This is a genomic window from Bacillus sp. hwrm1 (assembly GCF_040207805.1).
Taxonomy (GTDB): Bacteria; Bacillota; Bacilli; order Bacillales; family Bacillaceae; genus Bacillus; species Bacillus velezensis.
Map to the genome: position 1 here is coordinate 2,916,283 of NZ_CP157943.1, position 25,965 is coordinate 2,942,247.

Consider the following 25,965-nt stretch of genomic DNA (forward strand, 5'->3'; position numbering starts at 1 on the left):
AAAAATGAACGGTATCATCAAGCAAATCGAAAAGGGAAAACCGTTTTTTGAAAAAATCTCAAGAAACATTTATTTAGGCGCGATCCGCGACGGCTTCTTAACGGCCATGCCTGTTATTTTATTCGCCAGCATTTTCATCCTCACCGCCGCTGTGCCGGAAGTGTTGGGTTTCACTTGGCCTAAAAGTGTTTCTGAATGGCTTTGGAAAGTTTATAACTATTCAATGGGCGCCCTCGGTCTGATCGTTGCGGCAACAAGTGCGAAATGCCTGAGTGAATCAATGAACCGAAAAATGCCGAAAAACAAAGGGATCAACCCCGTTTCAGCGATGCTTGCTTCAGTCGTCGGGTTTCTCATTTTAAGCGTCACTCAAATCGATGGCGGATTCTCCACGGAATACCTCGGCACAAAAGGTCTTTTAGCCGCTTTTGTATCCGCTTTCATAACAGTGAACGTTTACAGATTCTGCGTGCTGAAAAATATTACGATTAAAATGCCTAAAGAAGTACCGGGTACCATTTCACAAACATTTAAAGATGTTTTTCCGTTCGCTTTTTCCGTTCTGGCCATGGTGATCGTTGATTTATTGATCAGGAATACGCTGAACGTATCTTTTGCAGAGGCTCTCTCCTCTCTCTTATCGCCGTTTTTTACCGCCGCAGACGGTTATCTGGGGATTTGTGTCATTTGGGGAATGATGGCGCTGTTCTGGTTTGTCGGCGTTCACGGTCCTTCTATTGTGGAACCGGCCATCGCAGCTATTATTTACGCAAATGTGGAGGCGAACCTTCAGCTTCATAATGCCGGTGAGCAGGCGTCCAACGTGCTGACCGTCGGACTCGGGAACTTCGTCGGCACAATGGGAGGGACCGGCGCAACCCTTGTTGTTCCGTTTATCTTTCTTCTTTTCGCGAAATCCAAGCAATTGAAAGCAGTCGGAAAAGCATCCGCGGTTCCGGTGTCTTTCGCAGTAAACGAACCTCTGCTCTTTGCTGCGCCGATCATTTTAAATCCTTATTTTTTCATTCCGTTTGTTGTAACGCCGATGGTGAATGTCTGTCTGTTTAAATTTTTCGTGGATGTCATCGGAATGAACAGTTTTATGTATGTTCTTCCGTGGGCCACCCCGGCGCCCGCCGGCTTGATTCTCGGAACCGGCATGGGGCTCTCGGCTTTTGTGCTGACGGCTGTATTAATCATTGTCGATTTCCTGATATACCTGCCATTCTGTAAAGCTTATGACAAAGTATTAGCGGCGAAAGAAGCCCAACACACCGAGCCTGAAACCGCGCCGCAAACATTACAGCCCGCCATGGCCGGCGCCTCCGAAGACGCGTCCTCCGTCATCAGCACAAATCTTCAGGAATCCTCATCCGCCTTGGAACACAGCACCAATGTGTTAGTGCTGTGCGCCGGAGCGGGAACGAGCGCCATGCTTGCGAACGCACTGACAGAAGGAGCCGAAGAATATAACGTGCCGATTACCGCCTCAGCAGGCGCCTACGGATCCCATTACGACATCATGAAAGACTTCGATATGATCATTTTGGCTCCGCAAGTCGGCTCTTATTATGATGACATTAAAGAAGATGCGGACCGCCTGCAAGTGAAACTCATCGCAACGAAAGGAGCAGAATATATCAGCCTCACCAGAAATTCACAAAAAGCCATTCAGTTCATACTGGAGCATACCTCAAAATAGAATCGGGGGTTTATCATGGATGCCAAACTTTTAAAATCAAGATTCGAAGACATTTTCAAGAGAAGTAACGGAGAACTGTTTTTCGCACCCGGCCGGATCAACCTGATCGGGGAACATACGGATTATATAGGCGGCCACGTTCTTCCATGCGCGATCACGATCGGAACTTATGCCGTATGCGCAAAACGCGGAGATCACCAGATCCGGTTATACTCAGAAAACTTTCCTGACAGCGGCATTGTCTGCCTTGATCTTTCCGCCACAGCATACAAAAAAGAAGACGGCTGGGCCAATTATCCGAAGGGGATGATCCATTACCTTCTTAAAGCCGGCGGCCAAATAGACAGCGGAATGGATATTCTTTTTCACGGTACGATTCCAAACGGAGCCGGTTTAAGCTCCTCCGCTTCTATTGAAATGTTAACAGGTTCCATTTTAAGAAAGTTATTCAGCCTGGATGTTTCCGATACTGAACTGGCGCTTATCGGAAAAAGAGTCGAAAATGATTTTATCGGCGTGAATTCAGGCATTATGGATCAATTCGCAGTGCAAAAAGGCAAAAAGAACATGGCCATTCTGTTAAACTGCGATAAGCTTGAGCACGAAATGATTCCGGCTGCTTTTAACGGATATAAAATCGTCATTATGAATACGAACAAGCGCCGGGAGCTGGCCGCTTCAAATTATAATGAACGCCGCAGCGAATGTGACGAGGCTCTTTCAGAACTGCGGCAATATCGGAATATCGCATCACTTGCGGAATTGACAGGAGAAGAATTCAACGAACTCGAATCCCTTCTCTCCTGTGAAACTTTGCGTAAAAGAGCCCGGCACGCGGTCAACGAAAACGAGCGGACCCTCTCAGCCGCGGAGGCTCTCAAATTGAATGATTTGAAAACGTTCGGCGAGCTGATGAATGCGTCCCACCGTTCGTTACGCGATGATTATGAAGTGACCGGTGACGAATTAGACGCGCTCGCTGAAGCAGCCTGGAAAGAAGGAGCACTCGGAGCGCGGATGACGGGAGCGGGGTTCGGCGGCTGCGCCATAGCCATTGTGGAAAGTGAAGAAACCGCCGGCTTTATCCGGGCCGTTTCATCTCACTACCGCAGCAGGACAGGTCTTGAAGCTTCTTTCTACATCGCGGATATAAGCGATGGCGCGGCTGAATGGAGGGAAAAATAAATCATGGCGATTCTCGTTCTCGGCGGAGCCGGCTATATCGGTTCTCATGCGGTTGATCAATTATTAAACAAAGGATTTGAAACGATAGCTGTGGATCATCTGCAGACAGGCCACCGGAAAGCTGTTCATGAAAAAGCAGTTTTTTACCATGGAGATATCCGTGACAAACCGTTTCTTCGCTCTGTGTTTGCGAAGGAGAACGTAACAGGCGTTCTCCATTTTGCCGCTCAATCCCTTGTCGGCGAATCAATGAAAGACCCTCTTTCATATTTCAATAATAATGTGTACGGTACGCAAATTACACTGGAGGTCATGCAGGAATTCGGGGTGAAACACATTGTGTTTTCTTCATCCGCCGCTGTATACGGCGAACCTGAAAAAGTGCCCATCACAGAAGACATGCCGGAAAAGCCGGAAAGCGCATACGGCGAATCAAAACTCATGGCAGAAAAAATGCTGAAGTGGTGTGAAACCGCCTGCGGCATAAAATATGTCTCGCTTCGGTATTTTAACGTTGCCGGCGCGAAAACGGACGGTTCCATCGGAGAAGATCATCATCCGGAAACCCACCTTATCCCTATCCTTTTACAAACCGCGCTCGGTCAGCGCGAGGAGGTTTTGATATTCGGCACTGACTATGATACAAAAGACGGCACGTGCATCCGCGATTATGTCCATGTTTCCGATTTAATCGATGCCCATATTCTCGCTCTGGAATATTTGCAAAACGGCGGAGACAGCGGCATTTTCAATTTAGGATCAAGCAGCGGGTTTTCCGTATCAGAAATGGCGGAAGCGGCCCGGCAAGTGACCGAAAGAGACATAAAAGTAAGAGCGGCCGCAAGAAGACCCGGTGATCCAAGCACCCTCATCGCTTCCAGCGATAAAGCGCGGAACATTCTGGGCTGGAATCCGAAACAAACGGACATATCGGAAATCATTGCGTCAGCATGGAATTGGCATCGGCAACATCCAAACGGATACAAGGACAAATGAAATGGAGGCGGCGGTCATTGAAGTTTTTGAATCAGTGGCAGGGTTTCTGAAAGAAAGCACTGTCTTAGGCGACATAAATGAAACAGATGTGATTTATACAAGAAACAGACTTCTCGATCTGCTCGGACTGACGGATTATGCAGAACCGAAACATATCAAGAAACAAAACAGGCTTCACTATTTGGACGAAATGGTGAAAGACGCGGTAAAACGGTCAATCATTAACGATACGCCGGCTGAAAGAGACATGCTGGGAAGCAGAATCATGGACGTGATCACACCGGCCCCTTCTCTGATCAACGCCGCATTCAGCAAATTGTTATCAGATTGCCCGAAAAAAGCAACAGATTACTTTTACCGACTGAGCCAAAACAACGACTATATTAAGACGCGGGCCATTCGAAAAAATATCGTGTACCGCTCACCAACACCTTTTGGGGCATTGGACATCACCATTAATTTATCAAAGCCCGAAAAAGACCCTAAAGACATCGCCGCGGTAAAAAACAGTCCGGAAAACCGGTATCCGACATGCCTGCTCTGTATGGAAAACGAGGGGTATGCCGGAACACCGCATCACCCCGCCCGTTCAAATCACCGCATCATCAGGCTTGACTTAGCGGGAGAACAGTGGGGGTTTCAATACTCTCCTTATGCGTATTACAGCGAGCACGCTATCTTTCTTTCAAGCGTGCACAAGCCGATGAACATCAGCCGCGACAGCTTCAGAAGGCTTTTGGCTATTACGGAAATCTTCCCGCATTATTTTGCGGGATCAAACGCAGACTTGCCGATCGTAGGAGGTTCCATTCTTTCACACGATCATTATCAAGGCGGCGCCCATGAGTTTCCGATGGCAAAAGCGGGTTCCCTCTACCCTTTTCATATGCGTCATTTTCCAGACGTTCAGGCCGAAGCCGTGAAGTGGCCGGTATCAGTGATCCGCCTTCGCGCAAAAGATCCGGATTTGCTGACAGATGCCGCTGCGTATGTTTTTGAAAAGTGGCGGGAATATTCAGACGAAACCGTCAGCATCATCGCAAAGACAAATGAACCCCATAATACCGTCACCCCAATTGCCAGACGCAGGGGAACGGATTTTGAAATCGATCTCGCTCTCAGAAACAACCGCACCTCCGAAAATTATCCGGATGGCATTTTTCACCCGCATCAAGATGTGCATCACATCAAAAAAGAAAATATCGGTCTGATTGAAGTGATGGGACTCGCCGTTTTACCTCCCCGCCTGAAAGATGAGCTGGCAGAAGTGAAAAAGTATTTACTGAATGAACCTCATGACATCAAAGACATTCATCTTCCGTGGGCCGAAAACATCAAAACGGATGAAGACGTGACACCGGAAAATGCAGCCGCTGTTTTACAAAAAGAAACCGCGAATGTATTTTTACGCGCGCTGACCGATGCAGGCGTTTTTAAAATGACACACGAAGGAATTCAGGCGTTTCAGCGTTTCACGACGTTATTGGAGAATGGCAGCTGAAACATTCAGAGTGAAATCAATCAACAATCTTTTTTATCAGGAGGTATTGTGATGTTCAAAAACCGATTGAAACGTGTATTTGTAAACGCAATCTGTCTTTCTCTCATTTTCACTGCTTTTACATTCTTTGAGAAGTCTCCTAAAGCAAAAGCGGATGCCCCGTTTGCCTATGGCGCTGATATAGGATGGCTGAAACAAATGGAGGACGAAGGTGTGCGCTGGCTGGATGACGGCGGAAAACAGAAAGATGCCTTGCAGATTCTTAAAGATCACGGAATAAATGCCGTGAGACTGAGAGTGTTTGTGAATCCGCCAAGCAGCTATTATTGGCTGAAAGACGGCACAACATGGACCATGCTCGGCTATAGTGACAAAGCGGGCGTACTTGCGGCGGCCAAAAGGGCAAAAGCGTTAGGAATGAAGGTAATGGTTGACTTCCATTACAGTGATGTGTTCGCTGATCCAGGCCACCAGATCAAGCCGAACCAATGGAACGGTTATTCAAACAGCCAGCTGCAGGCAGCCGTGTATAACCATACGTACGATGTCATGAAAGAACTTAAAAATCACGGCATCTCCCCTGATTGGGTGCAAGTAGGGAATGAAATGAATTCAGGAATTTTACTGCCCGACGGCAGCACGAACGATTTCAGCAAATTGACCGCCTTACTGAACAAAGGCTATGACGCCGTGAAATCCGTCAGCCCGGCCACCAAGGTCATCAGCCATTTGGCACACGGCACGGACAACAGCCTATTCAGATGGTGGTTTGATCAATTCTTTAAAAATGGAGGAAAAACCGACATCATCGGCGTTTCATTCTATCCCTATTGGGAAGGTAAGCCGTACTGGGAGCTCACCGGCCATTTATCATCTAATTTGAATGACATCGCCTCACGCTACAACAAGGAAGTCATGGTGGTTGAACTGGGCGGAGATGAAAATAATCCGAAAGATTCCTACTGGACCATAAAAGACACCATAAAACTGGTGAAAGCCGTTCCGAACGGCAAAGGAACCGGCGTATTTTACTGGGAACCCGAAGCTCACTCCAGCGTTCTGTCAGACGCGTACCCATTAGGCGCAACCGCCAAAGTGTCTAAAAACGTCTTGAAATACACAACCGCAATCGACGCTTTTCATGATGCCGCAACAGGAAAATGATTGATGCGAATCTCAAGCAGGCTCATTGCGCAGCCTGCTTTTTTATAAGGCTGTAGTGTTGGCCTGTTATGAAACAGAGCAAGTAACGAATACGGAAAGAAAAATACCCGAAAACCCACGTTTCGGTTAAAAAGCCGCTTTTTAAATAGAATACTTCTTCTGTTCCCCCTCCTTTTTATTTCTGCGCACTATCTCTCAGTTCCTAAATAATAACTTTACGATTGTTGAAAAAGAAACAAACATTTTATAATATTGTGTAAGCACCACCGAGCAGGAGGACGGGACATGGACAAAAAAGAACAGCTCCTCACGGATTTCAGGGACTTCTTTAACAAGATGGTGTGGCTGAATAGGCTGAAGATGGAAGAAAGCCTTAAGGGGCATAAACCTTCTGAAGTGCATTGCATCGAATTCATCAAAAAAATTGAAGACGCCAATGTGACAAAACTTGCGGAGTCCCTTTATATGACAAGAGGCGCCATAAGTAAATTAACGAAAAAGCTTATCAATAAAGGCCTTATCGAAAGCTATCAGAAGCCGCTTAACAAGAAAGAAATCTATTTCAGGCTTACTGAGCAAGGAAAAGTCATTTATAAAATTCACGAGGAATTGCACAAAGAGTTTCAAGAACGGGACAAAATCGTGTTTGAACAAGTAACTGATGAACAATTTGACACGATGCTGAACTTCGTGGAAACATACAGCAGGCATTTGGATTCAGAAATAAAGAAACTTGGTGCAGACATGAAATCGGAATAAATATGAATAAAACCATAGGCAGCCCTGCTCCATGAAAACGGGCTGCCTTTTTATATCCCTCTTATTGTTGACAAAGAAACAAAATCACTCTATTATTTTGTTGACAAGAAAACAAAGACAGCAATTTTGAGAGGAGAGTAATATGTCAACACATAAAAGAAAGGAACTTCGGGTGCCAAAAGAAGTTCTCACAGCCGCCTGGGCTATTGCACTGGGAGCAATCGCTCCAATGCTTGACTCTACGATGGTAAACATCGCCATCGGCAAACTGACCAAAGACTTCAACACGACATTGGATACCATTCAGTGGTCCGTTACAGGCTATGTCTTAGCACTTGCGATTGCAGTACCCGTATCCGGCTGGCTTATGAATAAATATAACGGTAAGAAAATCTTCATCGGCTCAGTCATCGCCTTTGGTGTCATTTCTGTTTTTGCGGGGATGAGCCGTGACGTTTCCAGCTTCATCTTCTTCCGTTTGCTTCAAGGATTCAGCGCCGGCATTATAACTCCGCTTATGTCAACACTCTTGGTTAAAACGGCAGGTCCGGAAAACCTGGGAAAAGTGATGGCAATCGTCAGCACCCCTATGATCTTCGGCCCGATCTTAGGACCTGTCATCGGAGGCTTCATCGTCCAAGGCGCTTCATGGCATTGGATTTTTTACATCAACGTGTTCATCGTTTTGATTGCTGCACCGCTTATGATGAAGACCATTCCAGACTTTGAACCATTCAACAAAGATCGTAAACTCGATATTTTCGGGATTATCAATTTGTCATTAATGAGCGCGGCATTGATTTACGGTATTACGAAAGCGGCGGATCATGCATCATTTAACAATAGCGACACCATTTTATGGACGGGCATCGGTCTTGTTTCAGCAGTCATTTATCTTGTATATAATCTGATCAAGAAAAACCAAACCGTGCTGCCTATGAATTTGTTTGCAAACAAGAGCTTCTTATCATCTTCGATCGGGTTGTTCTTAGCGAATGTTGCCATCATGGGGCCGATGTTAATACTTCCGCTGTTTTTTCAAAACATTCGTCAGTTCACGGCAGTCGGAGCAGCACTCGCTTTAATCCCTCAAGGAGTCGGAATGCTCGTGACTCGTCCGCTGATCGGAAAAATGATTGATAAGATCGGTGCGAAATACGTGGTTACGGTCAGTCTTGTTCTTTCGCTGATCGGATCGATCCCGCTTATTTTTATCACCGATAACACAAGTATGATTTGGATTTCCGTCGTATTATTTATCCGCGGCACCAGTTTTGGAGGAATTATGCTCCCATTGATGAGTGACGCTTATACAGGCCTTGACAGCAAACAGCTTCCGGAAGCAGGTGTCGGTATTCATATGATTGAAAACCTCGGTTCCAGCTTTGGGTCAGCTGTGATCGCAACCGTTACCGCAACTGTCATACAAGGATTGCAGCCGACGATTCCGAACAGTTTAAAAGGCTACCATGCCGGATTCTTAGTATCCGTCATCATCCTTGCGGCCATCTTCATTCCAAGTCTGTTCCTTACCCATAAAAAGACTGCGATATAAAGAACTTTTTAAAGTAAAAAACCCTTGCACAGCAAGGGTTTTAGTGAATGAAACTGATGATGGTTGCCGGCAAAGTCAGCCAACTATAGACAAAGCCTTTTACTCATTCACATTGCTTTTCATTAACCATTCTACTTCCGTTAATTCTTGTTTTTGAACGTCTTTTGTATGTTTTTTCGTAAAATGGACTTTAACAGCTTCTTCGTTTTCCCAAATCTCCCAAAGCATGATTTTGCGTTCTGATGGTTCAAGCGGATGAGCATGGAACTGAATACACCCTTCTTCTTTGTTCGTTTCTTCCTCAAGTTTTTTGAACTCTTTCATTATTTCATTAAGGTCTTTATCACTGATGATTTTTAAGCATGCCGTTATGTAATGCATCGAAAATCCCCCTCTTTCCATCTTTTTATGGCTTTACATTATAACATGTATCGAAAAACGAAACCGGCATACCGCATTCTCAACATATAAAAAACCGTCCATAAAAAATGAACGGCAATGTTTATTTAAGATCATTAAGAGCGACTTTTGCAGCCTCAGCGATAAGAGCATTATTATAATTGGCATCTTCCGTAAACCGGTTTGACAGGATTGCCAAAACAATTGGGGCTCTGTCAGGCGGCCAAACGATCGCAATGTCGTTTCGTGTGCCGTAGCTTCCGGCTCCGGATTTATCGCCGACTTCCCATCCTGCAGGAGCGCCTGCCCGAATCAGTTCGTCGCCGGTAGCGTTGCCCCGCATCCAATCTGTTAAAATCGTGCGCTTGTCAGCCGTGAGAGTGTTACCCAAAGCGAAAGTCTTAAGGTCAGTCGCCAGTGCTTTTGCGGTGCTTGTGTCACGACGATCCCCAGGAATCGCAGAGTTTAGATCCGTCTCGAATCGATCAGCTTTCGTTACATGATCCCCGATCTGTTTCAGTGATTTTTCAAAACCTTTGGGGCCGCCAAGCTGCTGGAGCAATAGGTTCCCGGCGGTATTATCGCTGTAACGGACAGCGGCTTCTGAGATTTCTTTCAGGCTCATGCCTGTATCCAGGTGTTTTTCTGTGATTGGAGAATATGTAACAAGATCATCTTTGGTGTAGCGGATGATGTCATTAAGTTTTTCATTTGAGCTTGTCTTCAGAACAGCAGCTGCAGCCAGAACTTTATAGGTTGATGCGTAAGCAAACCGTTCATTCGGCCGATAGGCGATTGTCTTGTTTGAACCTGTTTCAATCGCATAAACCCCAAGCCTGGCATCGAATTTTTTCTCAAGCTGAACAAATTTTTGATTCGTTATACAGCTTGTCATTTTTGTGTTTTCTATAGATTTCGCTTCAGCATGCGCTGAGCCGAATAAAGGGTTGAAACCGGTAAAGCTTAAACATAAAAGTCCAATGCATAGTCCAACTTGGATTCCCGCTTTATTTTTCACATCCAGACCTCCTCATTATAATGTTTTTGTATACATCTTCTAATTAACATTACAAACAGGATGAAAGTCAATATATTTCCTGTGAGATGATTAAATCCTGCATTCTGACTCCTCCCCTTATTAAATGCGCCGCCCTCGCCGCGTCTGAATGTTTGCATGTCCGCTTCGTGTTCATCATCTATTTGTTATCCCTCCGTGCAAATAAAAACGGACACCAATCACAGCACAGTGAGCTGTGCAATGATCAGTGTCCGCAGGCTTTCCGTCTTGGACCTATATATGTTTCTCTTGCAGACTATAAAAATCATAAGTAAGTTAACAAACGCATTACCTTAATCCTGCCAGTCAAAAAATTATATCATTTTATATATTTCAATAAGATTATTATCTGGATCTCTGAAATGAGCCACTCGTGCACGCCATTCCTGACGATCATGTGGTTCATTGACGCATTTAATCCCTTGCTTGTGCAGATAGTCATACGTTTTATCAACATCTTCTACCTTAAACTGAAGCAAAAATCTTGATTGCGCATCTCCGTCTAAAGATTTTCTTTCTTCTCCAACTATTTCAGCCATATTTTCTCGAGATAAAAGCTCTATTTTCGTTTCTCCATTATCGAAGAGTGCATATTCCATTTCCTTCTCTAACCAACTGATTGGAAGTCCTAATGAATCTTTATAAAACTCGACGCTTTTCTTAAAGTCATTAACCAATAGTCTAATTTGCAGCAATTTCATATTGAACGCCTCCTATCATTTTACTGGCCATTCATTTAATCATACAATAGGGACCTGACAGCATTATGTCAAGTTTCCATAAATTTTTTTCCATACTGCACCCAAATTTCGGATGAAAGCCTTCGGAGATTCATGAAACTGCGTTTGATCAATTCACATTCTTGGTTTGAATTTTCCTTCACTTCACCGTGGAGGCTCCGGCCGTGTAAGTCGCGCATCCGTAAACATCCGGCCGCCGCTCCTGTAAGTAACACAACTGATAAATGATTGACTGAATCGTTTTTTCACCGTCATTGCTTCCCCTGCTTTTTATATTCTGCGATTTCCTTAGGGGTAGCCTTTCGGACTCCGTCTGTGTCTGTCCTGTTTGCCACTTGAACGCCTTCCATGTTTTTTATCTCGCTGACTACTCCCAAATGCTCTAAATACACATGATCACCAATCTTGAAACGATTCAGTTTAGCCCGCTCCTCAGTCATGCTCCTGTATTCAGTCGCGGCTTTCATTTTTAATTCAGCCAGACACATTTGACAAAGGGTTACTGTTACAGAATTGCCGTTAAAATCAGTAAACGAAACCGATCTGACAGATTCCTTTCCCGGGTGCATCGTGCATGTTTTCTTCATAGGCGATGGCCGTGTAAATTCAATCATTCCGCTTCCTCCTCCATAAAAGTCTTTTCGTCCCTCTGACATAACTCCCGATGAACGGGAAGTTCCATACACCCGCATTCAAACCGTCACGACACATGGAGATTGCCTTTCCTTCGCCGTCTGACGGATATTCATACATCTTTCATAGCTGTAAGCCTATATTCCTTTATATTCCCAATGCTTGCCGTACTTCCCTGTTAGGATGAAGTTTCTAAAGCTGTTGACCAGTTGCCCAGGTTGGTTCCATGCGGAAAGCAGTTTGGACCGTCGTATCCTAATTCATTCGAGTGAATTTCAGCCATCTAATATGTGTTTATGCTTTTTAAAGGAGGTGCATCACATGATGTTCTAACAACCGATTCAACCTAAAGCTAACTCTTCCCCAATTCCCGATCATAAAATAAGTAAATTTACCCAGAACAAATTAATCATTTTGTACTTTCAAAATACTTATTTGTCTTTCCCTTCATTCTTCCATGGTAATATCTTGTTGAAGTATTTCGAATGAAAGGATTATGGTCATGAAAGTTTTCGAAGCAACCACCCTGCTGGCCGCCGTCAAACAGCGCGCGGGTGAATACAAAGAACTGCGCGGCCAGATGGTCAATCTGAAAAAAGCGTTTCAAGGTATGGCTGACCTCGGTGACAACGACTTCTCAGGCCGGGGCGCCAATAACATCAAAGCCTTTTTCCAAGACCACGCCGGCGTCACAGACAGCTGGCTTGATCTGATCGACATGAAAATCGCATTTCTCACAAGCCTTCCCGGCAAGGTCGAAGACGCCGGACTTTCCAATTCGCATGTGGAGGAATCATTTCTGGAGCACGAGCTCACCCACGCCCTCAGTAAATCAAAGGCGATTATGGAAGAGCAGAAAAAGGACATGCGCTCCATCCTCGGAGAGATCGAAGACATCATCTCGCTTGATCTGTTTTCAACGGAAAGCACAGATCAGAAGCTCTCTTCAGCTGACAAAAAAAGAAACGAAACAATACATAAGCTCGGGAAGCTTGATCACGATCTAACGAAGGAATACACAGAAACCGAAGCGAACGAACAGTTCATCCAAGCCGACTTTCAGCAGCTCCAAAACGCCACAGGCAAAGGAAAAAGCGCCGCGCCGCTTCACTACAACGCCAAAGCGTACCGTGAAAGTGATATTCATAAGAAAAAAGGCGATATCGCAAGACATTCGGATGCTTATTTGACGATTAAAAAGGAAGAGGCGAAAGAGCGAGCGATCAAGGATCTGAAGAAAAAGCTGGCCGATGGTGTCACCGATCCGGATGAGTATTTGGAAATCGCGAAGAAGATCGGCTATGAAAACCTTGAACCCGCTCAGGTGCAATATGTGATGCAGCTTGAACAAGCAAAACAGCTAGAAGAAGTCGGAGAAACGGCTTGGGATATCGTTAAAGGAATAGGCGTCGGCCTTTATGATGTCGGGAAAGACACCATAACCGGCGTCAAAGATCTGGCTGTCGGCGCATGGGATTTTTACCATCTCTCCGATGAACAAAAAGTCGCTAAAACCATATCGGCTGTATTGAACACGCCCTCCTACGCAAAAATCATATGGACAAACCTGGCGGATTCATGGAATGATAAAATGGTTAACGGGGATGCGTATTCAAGATCACATTACATCACCTACGCCATCGGGAGCATTGTGGGACTCAAAGGTTCCGGTTCAGCTGTAAAAGTAACAAGCAAGCTCGCAAAAACAGGTGCCACCAAAGTGGATAACGTCTTGGAAGCAGGAGAAAAAGCAGCCGCAAAACATGTAAAAACCGGGATTGAAAAAGGACAAAACTACATCAATTCCTTTTCGAAAAACAAGTACGAACCCGCGCTTGCCGGACTAGCACAGGATATTGAAAATACTCATAACGTGAAGAATACGCCTTTGTTGAAAAGTATTATTGAAGATCAGAAAGAGAGTGTTCTCAGAAAATCTGTGTCTTCAAATTTTAGTACAGGAAAAAGCAAGTATACCGCCGGTACAATGAAACATATTTATCATGGAGAAGTTAATAAACGCGGTAAAGCAGTTGGCTACCACCATGAAAGCATGATGGGTGGGAAGATTATACCAGGTACAGAAAAGAAACCTGACAAAAATGGAGTGTATATGGCGAAAGTTGAAGTCGGGTCTGTAAAAAAGATAGCGGATTCAAGTTTCTTTCCAAGAGAATGGAACCGCGCCGATGTTTTAAAAGCAATTGACGAAGCTTATCATACTAGAAAACAAGTACGTTCAAATAAGTATAGGGGAATCACTTCAACAGGAATTAAAATTGAAATGTATTTAAATAGTGACGGAACAATAGCAACTGCATATCCGTTATATAAAAAATAATCTTAAAGGTGACCGTGACACATGAAATATTCATACAGGTTTGATAAAGATCCATTTGGTGATATAAAAATAGTTTTACCAGAAGAAATCAGTCTTTTCTCTGACTTCATTGAAAATATTACAACAATAGAACAAACTGATGAGTATATAGAATACATTCAGAATGTTTTAAATGGGATACATGAGGATTTTGAAATTGATTTAAATGGCATAAGTGTATTGATAAAAAAAGATGTTACCGATGTTGAAAACCCTTTTTTGATCGACGACCCTTATAAAAACTCAATAGAAACAGACCAATTTAAAGAGCTGTTATTAATATGGAGAAATAAAATTCCTGAGATATTCAAAGGTTAAGTACATTCATTATTCTACGCGGTGAAATTTGAGTAACATGTCAGACACCACTTGCCGAAAAGGTCGGAAAGTATAGTTCTGTTCTGAGTGATCCAAAAAACATTAGTAAAATAAAAAAATGGCTCTCTAATTCTGATAGTAGACCTCCTAATGCCTTAAACAAGTTACAGACAAATAAAACAACACATTGAATTCCTCAAGATAAAAGAAAGCCCTTCTCTTACGAGAAGGGCTTTATCTATGTTTTCAATAGGATAGACTGTCTTCAGTCCGTAGAAAAGCCATCGAGATTGCTCATAGTATTCCGTAAAGTACGTTCCTTTTTGACGCGTTTTCCTGTTCTATTTGCGGACATATTACCGCCTCCATTCGGTTAAGTACACCGAAATAAAAACCGCTACCTTGTCGTTGGTAGGACCGCTTCCCTGCGCCTTAATACGCCTAAGTCATCGACTAAGTCAACGCAATAAAAAACGGCTAGAAACGTTGATATAACGCCTCTAACCGCCGTGGATGATTCCGACTGGGCTCGAACCAGCGACCTCTACCCTGTCAAGGTAGCGCTCTCCCAGCTGAGCTACGGAATCATGATATGTATGTGTTGCTGGGTATGTTGTTGTCTCTCTGACATTTATAATTATATATCCTGATTTCTCATTCGTCAACACTTTTTTTATCTAAAATAAAAAAAGGGCGCGTCGCAAAATTGACGGCGCCCTTTTCGTTTATGATCTCACTTGGGCAGGGGTTATTTTTTTCAATGCCTGTTCGAAGTCCCGCTCTAAATCTTCGGCGTTTTCGACTCCGACGCTCAAGCGCAGAAGGCCGTCTGTGATGCCGCGTTTCTCCCTCTCTGCTTTCGGCATGGCGGCATGCGACATGGCTGCAGGGTATGAGAGAATGGATTCGACGGCGCCGAGGCTGACGGCAAATACCGGAAGCGATACGTTTTCGACCAGCTTTTTGACGGCTTCTTTGCTTTCCAATTCAAAGGACAGGACGGCGCCCGCTCCGCTCGCTTGCCGTTTATGGGTATCGGCTCCCGGATGTCCGGCAAGGCCGGGATAGTAAACGTTTTTGATGGCGGGATGTCCGTCAAAATAGGCAGCCAGCCGCTCAGCTGTCCGGCTCGCTTTTTCTAGTCTGACCTGCAATGTTTTTAAGCCTCTCAATACGAGCCAGCAGTCCTGAACGCCGAGCACCGCTCCAAATGAATTTTGCAGCTTATACAGCTGATTGCCGAGCTCTTCATCTTTTACGGCGGCAAGGCCTGACAGCACGTCACTGTGTCCGCTTAAAAATTTCGTCGCACTGTGGAGCACGATATCTACACCGAGATCAAGCGGACGCTGCAGAGCAGGCGTCATGAAAGTATTGTCAAGGTATGTCAGACAGCCGTGATCCTTTGCCAGTTTGACGACGCCCTTAATATCCGTGATGCCGAGCGTCGGATTTGACGGTGTTTCCATATAGATGGCTTTCGTATTCGGCCGGATGGCGCGGGCGACCGCTTCTGTGTCCGTCATATCGACAAAGGTATGTTCAATTCCGAAACGGGACAGAACCTCAGTCACCATGCGGAATGTTCCGCCGTACACATCCTCCGTGACGAGGACATGGTCGCCTTGGGATAAGAGCAGAAACGCCGTCGAAATCGCCGCCATTCCCGAGCTGAAAGCAAAGCCTCTCGTTCCGCCTTCAAGACCTGCGATCGTTTCTTCAAGCGCTGTTCTTGTCGGTGTGCCTGAGCGGCTGTAGTCATATGTCCCGAATTCTTCAAATGAAGACTGATGGAATGTGGAAGCATGCTGGATCGGGACGCTGACGGCTCCGGTGGCTCCGTCTGTTTTAAATGGATTGTGCACGAGCTGGGTTTCCAGCGTCCAATTGTGATTACTCATATGACACGGCCCCCTCTTTTACTTGCTGTAATGCCTGCTTTACATCCCGCTTCAAATCTTCTGCATGTTCAATGCCCACTGAAAATCTCAGCAGACGGTTGCAGACGCCGTTTGCGATACGGATGTCTTCAGGAATATCCATGTGCGTCTGTGTCGCGGGGTATGTAATAAAGCTTTCCACCCCGCCGAGACTTTCTGCGAAACAGATTGTTTTCAGCGCCTTTAAAAACGGATTGACCCATTCCTCTTTTTGCAGCCGGAAAGACAGCATCCCGCCTTTTCCGGGATATAACACATCGGCGATTTCTTCTTCCTGTTCTAAAAATTCCGCAAGTTCACGGGCGTTTTCTTCATGACGGCGCATTCTGAGTCCGAGTGTTTTCATCCCTCTCATTAAAAGCCACGAATCAAACGGCGGGAGAACGGCTCCGATCGCATTTTGGTGATTAAACATGATCTCGCCGAGCTCTTCATCCTTTACGACAGCAAGACCGGCAAGGAGATCATTGTGCCCGCCTAAATATTTTGTGGCGCTGTGAATGACGATGTCCGCTCCCAGTTCAAGCGGACGCTGGAGCACCGGGGTATAAAACGTATTATCCACAATCAAAAGCAGGCCGGCTTCTTTCGTAATCCGGGCGATTTTTTCAATGTCCGCCTCCTGCATTAACGGGTTTGTCGGCGTTTCAACAAATACCGCTTTCGTGTTTTCCGTTATTTTGGAGCGTAAACAGTCTTCATCGCTGAAATCATCGTAAATAAAGCTTAAGCCGTATTTTCTCCATTCGTTTTCAAACAAACGGTACGTGCCTCCGTATAAATCGGAGGATACAATCAATTCATCTCCGCTTTTAAATAAAGCCATAATCGTTTGAATGGCTGCCATTCCCGAGCTGAAAGCAAAGCCTCTCGCACCGTTTTCCAACACGGCGATAGCGTCTTCAACGAGCTGGCGTGTCGGGTTTTTCGTACGCACATAATCAAAGCCTGTAGATTCTCCAATTCCTCTATGTCGGTAAGCGGTGGACAGATAAATCGGCGGACTGACCGTTCCCGTTGCTTCTTCGCTTCTATTTCCGATTTGGGCTAATTTTGTATCAACATGCTGCGTCATCAGTAAGCACCATCCTTTTTCAAAAATAAAAAAGCCCCCTCTTCATAAGAAGAAGGAGCTTTTCTCTTCCTCTTATCTTCCAAGCATGTGAATCGCTTGCTGGATTTAGCACCTTGGCACTTTGCCTTCCCGCGGCAAAGCAAACCGGTTGCTGAGGTTTCAAAGGGCCAGTCCCTCCACCTCTCGTGATAAGAATATTGTTTTGTATTTTCTGATTGTTCTATATTAACGCACTATAAAATGAATTTCAATAACTTTTTATTTATCTGAACTCTCGCAAGAAGTGCATCTGAAGAAAGAAATTTCTAATAATTCATGGTACAATAGGAAAAAACCATCAAGACAAGAAGCGGCCTGGAGGAATGCGAAGTGGCATCAAAAAACGGAATCATTCATGAGAAAAAACTTTTCTCCCATGAGCTTGAAGAGGAAATGACCGTTTTGGTCTACCTGCCCGCCACCTTCTCCCCCCTGTATAAATATCATACGATCATCGCTCAGGACGGCCATGATTATTTCAGATTAGGGAGAATCGGGCGGCAGGCGGAAGAGCTTATGTCAAAAGGGGAAATTGACCGCTGCATCATTATCGGCGTCCCTTATAAAAATGTGCGGGAGCGAAGAAACACATACCATCCAGAAGGCTCTAAGTTCGCCTCATATAAGCGATTTATCGCAAATGAGCTCGTTCCTTTTATCGACAAAGAATACCCGACTTATCAAGTTGGATACGGCCGCACCATGATTGGGGATTCCCTCGGCGGAACCGTTTCGCTCATGACGGCGATTGACTATCCGAACATGTTTGGAAACGTCATCATGCAGTCTCCGTATGTTGACGGGCACGTGCTGGATGCCGTCCGGCAGTCGGAGGATCTCAAACAGATTTCCGTTTATCATCAAATCGGAGAAAAAGAAACCGGCGTTCACACGACAGACGGCCAGGTTCTTGATTTCACCGCGCCGAACGAAGAGCTCAAACAGCTGCTGGAAAGCAAACAGTCTGAATACACGTATGAAACCTTCGACGGGGATCATAAATGGACCTACTGGCAGCCGCTCATCACGCCGGCGCTGAAAAAAATGCTGTAACCATTCATTTAAGGAGGGAACTTTCATGAAATACGGTATTGTTTTATTTCCATCAAAAAAATTACAGGATCTCGCAAATTCGTACCGGAAACGCTACGACCCGAGCTACGCGCTCATTCCGCCGCATCTGACGCTAAGAGATCCGTTTGAAGCGACAGAACAGGAAATCGAGCAGGTCGTATCACAGCTGAGACAGACGGCGAAAGAATCGCATCCGCTCGTTCTGAAAATCACAAAATACAGCTCGTTTTCTCCTGTGAATAATGTGATATATATGAAAGCAGAGCCGACGGAGGAATTAAAATCTCTGAGTGAGAAATGCTACTCAGGAGCATTATCCGGCGAGCCGGAATACAGCTTCGTTCCGCATGTCACGGTCGGCCAGAAGCTGTCGTCAGATGAACATTCCGACGTACTCGGACAGCTGAAAATGCTGGACATTTCCCACGAAGAAGTCATCGACCGTTTTCACTTGCTCTATCAGCTGGATAACGGCTCATGGACTGTGTACGAAACATTTTTATTAGGCGGAGGAGAATAACTGCTTGGAATCCATCATCGCAAAAACTGAAAAACAGCTGAACGACGCTTTTTTCGTCAGAAAAGAGGTCTTTGTTAAAGAACAGCACGTTCCGGAAGAAGAAGAGATTGATCAATTCGAAGACACGTCAGAGCATATAGTCATATATGACGGCGGCCAGCCGGTCGGAGCCGGCAGATGGCGCTTGAAAGACGGGCATGGAAAATTAGAGCGCATCTGCGTGATGAAAAGCCATCGTTCTTTAGGCGTCGGAGCCATCATTATGCAGGCGCTTGAAAAAGCGGCGGCAGCCAAAGGCGCCGACAGCTTTATCTTACATGCGCAGACGCAGGCGGTTCCGTTTTACGAAAAACAAGGATACCGCGTCACATCCGGCGAAGAATTTCCAGATGCTGGCATCCCCCATCTGGAAATGATAAAGGAACACAAACGATAAAATCAAAAGCACTCCTGTTATATGGCAGGAGTGCTTTTTTTATGAAAATAATACTATTAAATGAATTTTATTGCATTTTATGGAAGGTTAATGTATGTTTAGTATACGAAGTATTACAATCCATACAAAAAATACAATTCATATTTCGGAGGGATAAACATGACGGCACCAAAAGGAAAACACATATTCGGGACTGTTAAAGTGGGCACAAAAGGACAGATTGTCATTCCTAAAGAAGCAAGAGATGTTTTCGATATAAATCCGGGGGATTCACTGCTTATGCTCGGGGATGACCAGCAAGGTATCGCACTTGTTAAACAAGAACTCTTTTTCGAGTTTGCAAAAGATATTTTAAACGCTAAGCAAATCGATGAAGATAGCGAGGATGAGTAAATGCACGCGATTGAGCTGAAGCAATTAACGAAACATTATAAAGAAACCGCCGCCGTTGACCGTCTTGAGTTCTCAGTTGAGAAAGGGGAATTTTTCGCTTTACTCGGTGAGAACGGAGCCGGAAAAACGACATTAATCAGTATGCTTTGCGGACTCCTTTCTCCGGATGACGGTGATGCATCAGTGCTTGGACACAGTATTTTGACTGATTTAGATAAAATAAAACCGAAATTGAATATGTCCCCGCAGGAAACAGCCATCGCTCCTCATCTAACCGTGCGGGAAAACTTAGAGTTTATAGCCGGAGTCTACGGAATTCCGAAAAAAGAAGCAAAAAAAAGAACAGATGAGATGCTCGAATTGTTTCAATTAAAAGAGAAAGAAAGAGCAAAAACCAAAACATTATCAGGAGGAATGCAGCGCCGGCTCAGCATCGCAATGGGAATGATCACCAAGCCGGATATTTATTTCTTAGATGAGCCGACATTAGGGCTGGACGTCCGTTCGCGCCGCGAGTTGTGGAAAAATCTTGAGGCATTAAAGGGTGACATGACGATTATTTTAACGACACACTATTTAGAAGAGGCTGAAGCCCTGGCAGATCGTATTTGCATTTTAGAAAATGGGACTTTAAAAGCACTGGGTACGGCGGAGGCCCTGAAAAAGCAAACTCATTCAGCTACATTTGAAGATGCCTTTTTAGCGATTTGTGACGGGGAGGCGGGTCTTTATGCTTGATTTCGCCATTCGCAACCGCAAAGAAATTTTTCGTGACCCCCTGTCTATTATCCTTGGAATCGCACTGCCTGTTATTCTATTGTTTCTGTTTACGGCGATTGAAAAAAATGCGCCGCTTGATACCTTTAAAATTCAGCACTTAGCACCCGGACTCATTGTTTTCGGTTTCGCTTTCCTTACGATGTTCTCTGCATTGCTGATCGCAAAAGACAAACAGACCGCCCTTTTGACCCGTTTGTTTGCTTCCCCTTTAAAAACAGCCGATTATGTCATCGGTTATGCAATGCCGATGCTGCCGTTAGCCATTTTACAAATCGTCATTTGTTTTATCGCAGCAGCGGCTGCCGGTTTATCCGCCGAGTGGATGAATCTTCTCGCAGGTATCGCTGTCTTGCTGCCGATTGCGATGATGTCTGTTTTCTTCGGTTTATGTTTAGGGGCTGTGTTTACGGACAAACAAATTTCAGGTATCGGAACGATTTATATTACACTCGTGCAATTTCTGGGCGGGGCTTGGATGGAGGTGAGCCTGCTCGGTGACACATTCAAACATATCGCTTATGCCTTACCGTTTATTCACTCGATCGAGCTGGCCCAGGAAGTCATAACCGGAGATTATTCTTCCTTTCATCAGCATATTTGGCCGATAGCGGGATATACCGTTTTGGCGCTTGCACTTGCTTTCCTCAGTTTTATGAAAATCAGGAAGAGATAAAAAAAGCCGGCACTCCGTAATGGGAGCGCCGGTCTTCTTTATTACGTTTCTTTCAGAAGGTTTATCGTATGCGGCAGCAGACGATCATCCCCCGGACTGCCATGGCCCGGAACGACAATGCTGATGTCCTGATATCTTTTCATGACTTTGCGGACGGCGCGCGGCCACTTATCCGGATAAAAGCCCGGAGTAGGCACGATTTCCTTTGTTTCTAAAGCCTTGATTAAGCAACCGCCGAATAAGAGCTTATCCTCAGGCAGCCAGACGGTCATATTGTCTTCCGTATGCCCTTTTCCCGGATAAAACGTTTCAATTTTCATATCGCCAAACTGCAGCTTTGTCACGTTTTTCAAATCTCCGAGCGGCCGGTCATATCCCTGCTCTCGGGCCAAGTCGGCGGTCAGCTTCGTGCTGTGCACCTTTACGCCGTATTTGTACAGGGTGTTCAGCCCGCCGATACGATCATCATGGGCGTGTGTCACAATGGCATCGGTCATCCTTTTGCCGGGAAACCGCTTTTTTATTTGTGTCATTAATTGCTCTGTGAGACTGTCATTCCACGGAGTATCAATCAGTACGATTCCTTTGGAAGTCTCAAGAAGCAATCCGTTCGCAGGGACGGGACTTCCGTCTGCCGTACCGGTGCTTGTATGCATCCAAACATGCGGCGCCAGCTGTATGAGAGTGACATCTTTTGCTGCGGGGCCCTCCGCAGCGTCTGCCGGTTTCATTCCGGCAGTAAAGAGGCCGAATAGAAATAACCCCGCAATTCATAATGAAAGCTTTCTCAAATTGAATCATTCCTTTCCGCATCTTTCATATATACGACTCAAAAAAACCCGGATATATCCGGGCTTTTTCACACGTATTGATTTATTAACCTGCCTTTTCCCATGATTTGCGGCAGACGGGAAAGAGAGCGCTTACGTTTTTCCTCATGTACTTTCTTTTCTGCGGCTGCGGTGTTTTCCTGGCGGCGCTCCACCTCTCTGTACACCCTGTCATTGGCGAGGGCGGCCGCTTTCGTAATGCTGGCGTAATCAGGCTTATAACCCGCTGCCCGGTTTGCGTATTGAGAATACTGCTGGTTTTGAATCCGTCCTGCATAAATCATATGTACCCCTCCCCTTCGCTTTTCATTTCCCTTAATCTTACTTTTTGAAACGCTGTTCTTTTGTTATGATATTCTTTGTCTATCAAATGGATGAACACCTTTTAATGGGAGGACCCCTTTTTGAAATGCGCCCGACTGAATAACCGAACGATACATTTACATACATATTCTAGAGAACATTACCAATTCCTTTTTGAAGAAGCTCAGAAAGGAAATATTTTTTGCGCACATTGTGAGCAGCCCGTCTTGATGCGGCTTTCGATTTTAGAGCAGCCGGCATTTTATCACCGGCAAAAGGGAGACTTCACCGCCTGTGAAAAAGCATGCGCGGCCGAGGAACCACTAGCGGAGAAAGAAAAAGAAGAGTATAAGGAAGCCGGCATGTTCCGCCTGCCGAAAGGAAAAGCGATTTCAGAGAATCCGAAACCGATCGTCTCAGAATGGAAAAGCCCGAAAAAAGTGCCTGCGGCCGAACCGTTTTCACCAACATCCGAGGCGGCTGATACATCTTTGTTCCCCGGCATCGGCCTGAACCGTGAACAGATGAAGGCAGTTACTGAAACGGACGGGCCTTTATTAGTGCTTGCCGGAGCGGGAAGCGGAAAAACAAGGGTGCTGACAGCACGCGCCGCCTATATGATTGAACACCTCGGCATTTCACCTGAGAATATGCTGCTTGTGACCTTTACGACAAAAGCCGTCGCCGAAATGAAAGAGCGGATGGCAAATGAGTACGGTCTGGCAGCCGGAAAAGTCTCCCGTCTCGTGACAGGAACATTCCACAGCTTTTTCTATAAAATACTCTATCATTATGATTCTTCAAAATGGAACGGCAGCCAGCTTTTAAAAATGGAGTGGCAAAAAGAGCAATATGTGAAAAAGGCGCTCTATGAAGAAAATTTGGATGAAAAAGAGTTTCCCGTCGACCAGGCGCTTCAGCTTATCGGCTGCTGGAAAAACACGTATCTCCCCCATGAGACCATTCCGCTTGCGGACGACTGGGAGAAAAAAGTGTACAGGCTCTACGAACATTACGAACGGCAGAAGCGGGAAAAACGGCAATTTGATTTTGATGACATGGCCCAAGGCTGTTATGAACTGTTTCAAAGCCGGCCTGATATTCTCGCGCAGTACCAAAACAGATTTTCTCATATTTTGATTGATGAATTCCAAGATATCAATCCTGTCCAGTACAACATTATGCAAATGATCGCAAGCCCTGAGAATAACCTGTGCTGCGTGGGTGATGACGACCAATCCATTTATGCATTCCGCGGCAGCAGCCCGTCTTTCATTCTTGACTTTCAAAAGGACTATCCGGCAGCAAAGACCATTTACTTAACGGCAAATTACCGCTCGCCGCATCCGATCGTCTCAAGCGCTCATGCCGTCGTAAAGAAAAATAAAAAACGGTATGAAAAAACACTTTCTGCCGTCAAAGACGGCGTTCACAATCCCGTGATGTTTTTTCCTTACGATGAAGAAGAAGAAGCGACCATGATCGTTTCGGATATGAAAGAGAAAATTCAAAACGGGGCGAGTCCTGACGATTTTGCCGTGCTTTACCGGACAAACAGCGCCGGACGGGCCATTTATGAAAGACTGCACCAATCATCGATTCCTTATCATGCCGACCGGGGCGTGCAGACGTTCTACAGCCGCAGAATCGTACGCCAGATCCTCGCCTACTTATATGCGAGTCAGAATGAAGATGATCCGGATGCGGTGAAAGACCTGCTGCCCGCCTTATTTTTAAAGCAATCCGCCCTGCAAACGTTAAAGGCGCTGTCAATCACGGAAGATTGCACGATGATTAAGGCACTGACGAAACTGCCTGACCTGAAGCCTTTTCAAATAGAGAAGATCAAGCAGATCGTTCCGTTTTTCGCAAGCATCCGGACAATGAAGCCGGTTGAAGCCATCACCTTTGCAGAAAGCAAAATGGGTTTTTCCGAGTATTTAAAAAAACGGGGCAATGAGGGAAACAAACTGGAAAAAGGCTCTGATGATCTCAGGGATGTCAAAGTGGCCGCAAAAAAATTCAAAACCATTCCCGATTTTCTTGCGCATGTCGATCATATGCGCGCCGCTGAGAATCTGAAAACCGATGAAAACGGCGTCGAACTGCTGACCATTCACCGCTCTAAAGGTCTTGAATTCAATACGGTCTATATTTTAGGCGCGGCTGACGGCTCGATCCCCCATGACTTCGCACTTGAGACGGCGAGACAGGGCGATCCCGCTCCGCTCGAAGAAGAAAGACGGCTTCTGTATGTCGCAATGACAAGGGCCATGCAGCATTTATATGTATCTTGTCCCGCGTACAGGCGGGGAAAAACAGCGCGCAGCTCAAGATTTCTCGAGCCCCTTCTTCGGACGGACAGACGGAGCGCACTCAGGATATAAAGAACCCGGCAGATCACTGCCGGGTTCTTCTCACATAAAAAGGCCTTTTTAGCAAGGCCGGCTGACGCCTATTTATTGTTCAGCATTTTAGAAATGGTGCCAAAATCAAGTTTCTCTTTACCGCTTGTAATCGATTGAACGATTTTGTCTTCCAATTCTTTCGGAACACGCTTGTTAGCCAGCTGGGACACCTTCTGAATGACGCCTCTCACCGTGTTTTCATCTTTGAAATTGGCATTTTGCAATGATCCTGCAAGGTTCATGACATCCTTCATGCTGACGCCTGTTTTCTTCTCAATATTTTTGAAAAATTGATTATCCATGGTGTGCCTCCTTTTGTGGAGTAATACGATATTGTATGAATAAAGAGCGGAACATGTGCCCGTAAGACAAGGAAAAAATTCCGAGTGCCCCGTCTCTATACTCCTTCATACATCAGGGAAGCACGGGACTGAACGGTCCCGCGCTTATCCAAGGTCTTGCTAAGGTTTAGCCAAAGAAGGATGCACCGACAATGATCAGAAGGATGAACAATACGACAACAAGAACAAATGTTGAGCCGTATCCGCCTCCGACATAGCCGCCTCCGTATCCGCCGCAGCCGCCATAACCGCCGTAGCCGCCGCCGAATCCGCCATATCCGAATCCCATATCTAAGCACCTCCTTTACTCTCTATACTCTATGTGAGCCGACTTGTTTGGCTTGGATAAATGCATAGGGCCGGTGCGGATTTCGTTCATTTTAGTGAGAATGCTCATTTTTCTTCAGTTTTGCTTCTGTTTCGGCGGCAAACACATCTATCCATTCCTCAAAGCGCGATCCCGCTTCATCAAACTCAGACAGCTGTTTTTCAATAGATAAGATATATTTGTCATGCTCCCGCTGGTTTTGATTGTGCCGGCGGTATTTACCGTTTATGAATGATTCAAATATATTCATAACATCCCCTCCTCCTATGATCTATGCCGAACGGAGGCCGGCGTTCGGCAAAAAACAAAAAAACCGGAAGCTCCGGTTTTTTAGAAAACGGCTATTTCGGTTTTTTCTTTTGGCCGCAGCCGCAGCCTTTTTTCTTGATTTTTTTTTCGTAAGGCTGATGCACAGTTGATTTGTATGGAGAATGTT

At 45.4% G+C, this 25,965-nt stretch carries 27 protein-coding genes, 1 tRNA gene and 1 riboswitch; of the genes, 16 read left to right on the top strand and 12 right to left on the bottom strand.

The window, feature by feature from the left end:
- The first annotated feature begins 4 nt into the window (after window positions 1-4).
- The 7 genes from ABK447_RS14495 (at window position 5) to ABK447_RS14525 (ending at window position 8,862) form a co-directional block, all read left to right on the top strand.
- Window positions 5-1,702, top strand: coding sequence for a PTS lactose transporter subunit IIBC (locus ABK447_RS14495; RefSeq protein WP_015239654.1), 1,698 nt, complete (start codon window positions 5-7; stop codon window positions 1,700-1,702).
- A 15-nt stretch (window positions 1,703-1,717) separates the two neighbouring features.
- Window positions 1,718-2,887 (top strand): galactokinase, encoded by a 1,170-nt coding sequence (locus ABK447_RS14500; protein WP_124934907.1) that lies wholly within the window; start codon window positions 1,718-1,720, stop codon window positions 2,885-2,887.
- Window positions 2,888-2,890: 3 nt separating this feature from the next.
- Window positions 2,891-3,883 (top strand): UDP-glucose 4-epimerase GalE, encoded by a 993-nt coding sequence (galE, locus tag ABK447_RS14505; protein WP_032874510.1) that lies wholly within the window; start codon window positions 2,891-2,893, stop codon window positions 3,881-3,883.
- A 1-nt stretch (window position 3,884) separates the two neighbouring features.
- Window positions 3,885-5,384: a UDP-glucose--hexose-1-phosphate uridylyltransferase gene (gene galT / locus ABK447_RS14510; RefSeq protein WP_124934906.1), complete on the top strand. Its 1,500-nt coding sequence runs from the start codon at window positions 3,885-3,887 to the stop codon at window positions 5,382-5,384.
- 51 nt (window positions 5,385-5,435) lie between these two features.
- The gene (locus tag ABK447_RS14515) at window positions 5,436-6,548 is read left to right on the top strand and encodes a glycosyl hydrolase 53 family protein (RefSeq protein WP_124934905.1); all 1,113 of its coding nucleotides are present in this window, start codon (window positions 5,436-5,438) and stop codon (window positions 6,546-6,548) included.
- A gap of 285 nt (window positions 6,549-6,833) precedes the next feature.
- A complete protein-coding gene (locus ABK447_RS14520) occupies window positions 6,834-7,307 on the top strand; it encodes a MarR family transcriptional regulator (RefSeq protein WP_124934904.1) in 474 nt (157 codons plus the stop codon).
- A 142-nt stretch (window positions 7,308-7,449) separates the two neighbouring features.
- Complete coding sequence (locus tag ABK447_RS14525; RefSeq protein ID WP_221664011.1) at window positions 7,450-8,862, top strand: MDR family MFS transporter; 1,413 nt, start codon at window positions 7,450-7,452, stop codon at window positions 8,860-8,862.
- Window positions 8,863-8,961: 99 nt separating this feature from the next.
- Here the strand turns inward: ABK447_RS14525 and ABK447_RS14530 are convergent, their stop codons facing one another.
- From ABK447_RS14530 to ABK447_RS14545, 4 genes are all read right to left on the bottom strand, one after another.
- Window positions 8,962-9,243, bottom strand: coding sequence for a putative quinol monooxygenase (locus ABK447_RS14530; RefSeq protein ID WP_003154950.1), 282 nt, complete (start codon window positions 9,241-9,243; stop codon window positions 8,962-8,964).
- Window positions 9,244-9,364: 121 nt separating this feature from the next.
- Window positions 9,365-10,285, bottom strand: a complete 921-nt coding sequence (gene bla / locus ABK447_RS14535; protein ID WP_124934903.1) for a class A beta-lactamase — start codon at window positions 10,283-10,285, stop codon at window positions 9,365-9,367.
- Between the two features lie 347 nt (window positions 10,286-10,632).
- Window positions 10,633-11,019, bottom strand: a complete 387-nt coding sequence (locus ABK447_RS14540; RefSeq protein WP_007407334.1) for a VOC family protein — start codon at window positions 11,017-11,019, stop codon at window positions 10,633-10,635.
- A 290-nt stretch (window positions 11,020-11,309) separates the two neighbouring features.
- Entirely contained in the window at window positions 11,310-11,672 is a 363-nt protein-coding gene (locus ABK447_RS14545) for a hypothetical protein (protein WP_021494062.1), read from the bottom strand.
- Between the two features lie 521 nt (window positions 11,673-12,193).
- On the opposite strand from ABK447_RS14545, the gene ABK447_RS14550 reads away from it, so the two are divergent.
- Window positions 12,194-14,032: a T7SS effector LXG polymorphic toxin gene (locus tag ABK447_RS14550; RefSeq protein WP_124934902.1), complete on the top strand. Its 1,839-nt coding sequence runs from the start codon at window positions 12,194-12,196 to the stop codon at window positions 14,030-14,032.
- A 21-nt stretch (window positions 14,033-14,053) separates the two neighbouring features.
- Complete coding sequence (locus ABK447_RS14555) at window positions 14,054-14,389, top strand: hypothetical protein (protein WP_045506862.1); 336 nt, start codon at window positions 14,054-14,056, stop codon at window positions 14,387-14,389.
- Between the two features lie 514 nt (window positions 14,390-14,903).
- Here the strand turns inward: ABK447_RS14555 and ABK447_RS14560 are convergent.
- From ABK447_RS14560 to ABK447_RS14570, 3 genes are all read right to left on the bottom strand, one after another.
- Window positions 14,904-14,976: transfer RNA gene (locus ABK447_RS14560), tRNA-Val, on the bottom strand.
- Window positions 14,977-15,114: 138 nt separating this feature from the next.
- On the bottom strand, window positions 15,115-16,290 hold the full coding sequence (gene metC, locus ABK447_RS14565; protein WP_007409073.1) for a cystathionine beta-lyase: 1,176 nt from the start codon (window positions 16,288-16,290) through the stop codon (window positions 15,115-15,117).
- Window positions 16,283-17,404, bottom strand: a complete 1,122-nt coding sequence (locus ABK447_RS14570; RefSeq protein ID WP_012117314.1) for a methionine biosynthesis PLP-dependent protein — start codon at window positions 17,402-17,404, stop codon at window positions 16,283-16,285. Before ABK447_RS14570 ends, metC begins: the two co-directional genes overlap by 8 nt.
- A gap of 69 nt (window positions 17,405-17,473) precedes the next feature.
- A riboswitch (SAM riboswitch) is annotated at window positions 17,474-17,599 on the bottom strand.
- A 174-nt stretch (window positions 17,600-17,773) separates the two neighbouring features.
- Here ABK447_RS14570 and ABK447_RS14575 point away from each other — a divergent pair.
- The 6 genes from ABK447_RS14575 (at window position 17,774) to ABK447_RS14600 (ending at window position 21,319) form a co-directional block, all read left to right on the top strand.
- The gene (locus ABK447_RS14575; protein WP_012117313.1) at window positions 17,774-18,496 is read left to right on the top strand and encodes an esterase family protein; all 723 of its coding nucleotides are present in this window, start codon (window positions 17,774-17,776) and stop codon (window positions 18,494-18,496) included.
- 25 nt (window positions 18,497-18,521) lie between these two features.
- The gene (locus tag ABK447_RS14580) at window positions 18,522-19,037 is read left to right on the top strand and encodes a YjcG family protein (RefSeq protein ID WP_007409076.1); all 516 of its coding nucleotides are present in this window, start codon (window positions 18,522-18,524) and stop codon (window positions 19,035-19,037) included.
- 4 nt (window positions 19,038-19,041) lie between these two features.
- Window positions 19,042-19,473 carry a GNAT family N-acetyltransferase gene (locus tag ABK447_RS14585; protein ID WP_136396271.1) on the top strand — a complete coding sequence of 144 codons (432 nt, stop codon included), beginning with the start codon at window positions 19,042-19,044 and terminating at the stop codon, window positions 19,471-19,473.
- A 159-nt stretch (window positions 19,474-19,632) separates the two neighbouring features.
- Complete coding sequence (locus ABK447_RS14590) at window positions 19,633-19,866, top strand: AbrB/MazE/SpoVT family DNA-binding domain-containing protein (protein WP_007409078.1); 234 nt, start codon at window positions 19,633-19,635, stop codon at window positions 19,864-19,866.
- Window positions 19,867-20,604: an ABC transporter ATP-binding protein gene (locus ABK447_RS14595; RefSeq protein ID WP_007409079.1), complete on the top strand. Its 738-nt coding sequence runs from the start codon at window positions 19,867-19,869 to the stop codon at window positions 20,602-20,604. It begins immediately after the preceding gene.
- Complete coding sequence (locus ABK447_RS14600) at window positions 20,597-21,319, top strand: ABC transporter permease (RefSeq protein ID WP_033574528.1); 723 nt, start codon at window positions 20,597-20,599, stop codon at window positions 21,317-21,319. Before ABK447_RS14595 ends, ABK447_RS14600 begins: the two co-directional genes overlap by 8 nt.
- Window positions 21,320-21,360: 41 nt before the next feature.
- Here ABK447_RS14600 and bla (ABK447_RS14605) read toward each other — a convergent pair whose 3' ends face one another.
- Together bla (ABK447_RS14605) and ABK447_RS14610 are read right to left on the bottom strand one after the other, a co-directional pair.
- Complete coding sequence (bla, locus tag ABK447_RS14605; RefSeq protein ID WP_033574527.1) at window positions 21,361-22,050, bottom strand: subclass B1 metallo-beta-lactamase; 690 nt, start codon at window positions 22,048-22,050, stop codon at window positions 21,361-21,363.
- A gap of 128 nt (window positions 22,051-22,178) precedes the next feature.
- A complete protein-coding gene (locus ABK447_RS14610; protein ID WP_015417229.1) occupies window positions 22,179-22,433 on the bottom strand; it encodes a hypothetical protein in 255 nt (84 codons plus the stop codon).
- Between the two features lie 120 nt (window positions 22,434-22,553).
- Between ABK447_RS14610 and ABK447_RS14615 the strand changes: the two genes are divergently transcribed.
- Window positions 22,554-24,839, top strand: coding sequence for an ATP-dependent helicase (locus tag ABK447_RS14615; RefSeq protein WP_108490839.1), 2,286 nt, complete (start codon window positions 22,554-22,556; stop codon window positions 24,837-24,839).
- Window positions 24,840-24,907: 68 nt separating this feature from the next.
- On the opposite strand, the gene ABK447_RS14620 is transcribed toward ABK447_RS14615, so the two are convergent.
- The 3 genes from ABK447_RS14620 to ABK447_RS14630 all read right to left on the bottom strand — a co-directional run bounded on the left by ABK447_RS14620 (window position 24,908) and on the right by ABK447_RS14630 (window position 25,779).
- Window positions 24,908-25,162: a stage VI sporulation protein F gene (locus ABK447_RS14620; protein ID WP_003154986.1), complete on the bottom strand. Its 255-nt coding sequence runs from the start codon at window positions 25,160-25,162 to the stop codon at window positions 24,908-24,910.
- A 166-nt stretch (window positions 25,163-25,328) separates the two neighbouring features.
- A complete protein-coding gene (locus tag ABK447_RS14625) occupies window positions 25,329-25,490 on the bottom strand; it encodes a YjcZ family sporulation protein (protein WP_007610678.1) in 162 nt (53 codons plus the stop codon).
- A gap of 91 nt (window positions 25,491-25,581) precedes the next feature.
- The gene (locus ABK447_RS14630) at window positions 25,582-25,779 is read right to left on the bottom strand and encodes a hypothetical protein (RefSeq protein WP_012117306.1); all 198 of its coding nucleotides are present in this window, start codon (window positions 25,777-25,779) and stop codon (window positions 25,582-25,584) included.
- Between the last annotated feature and the right edge of the window lie 186 nt (window positions 25,780-25,965).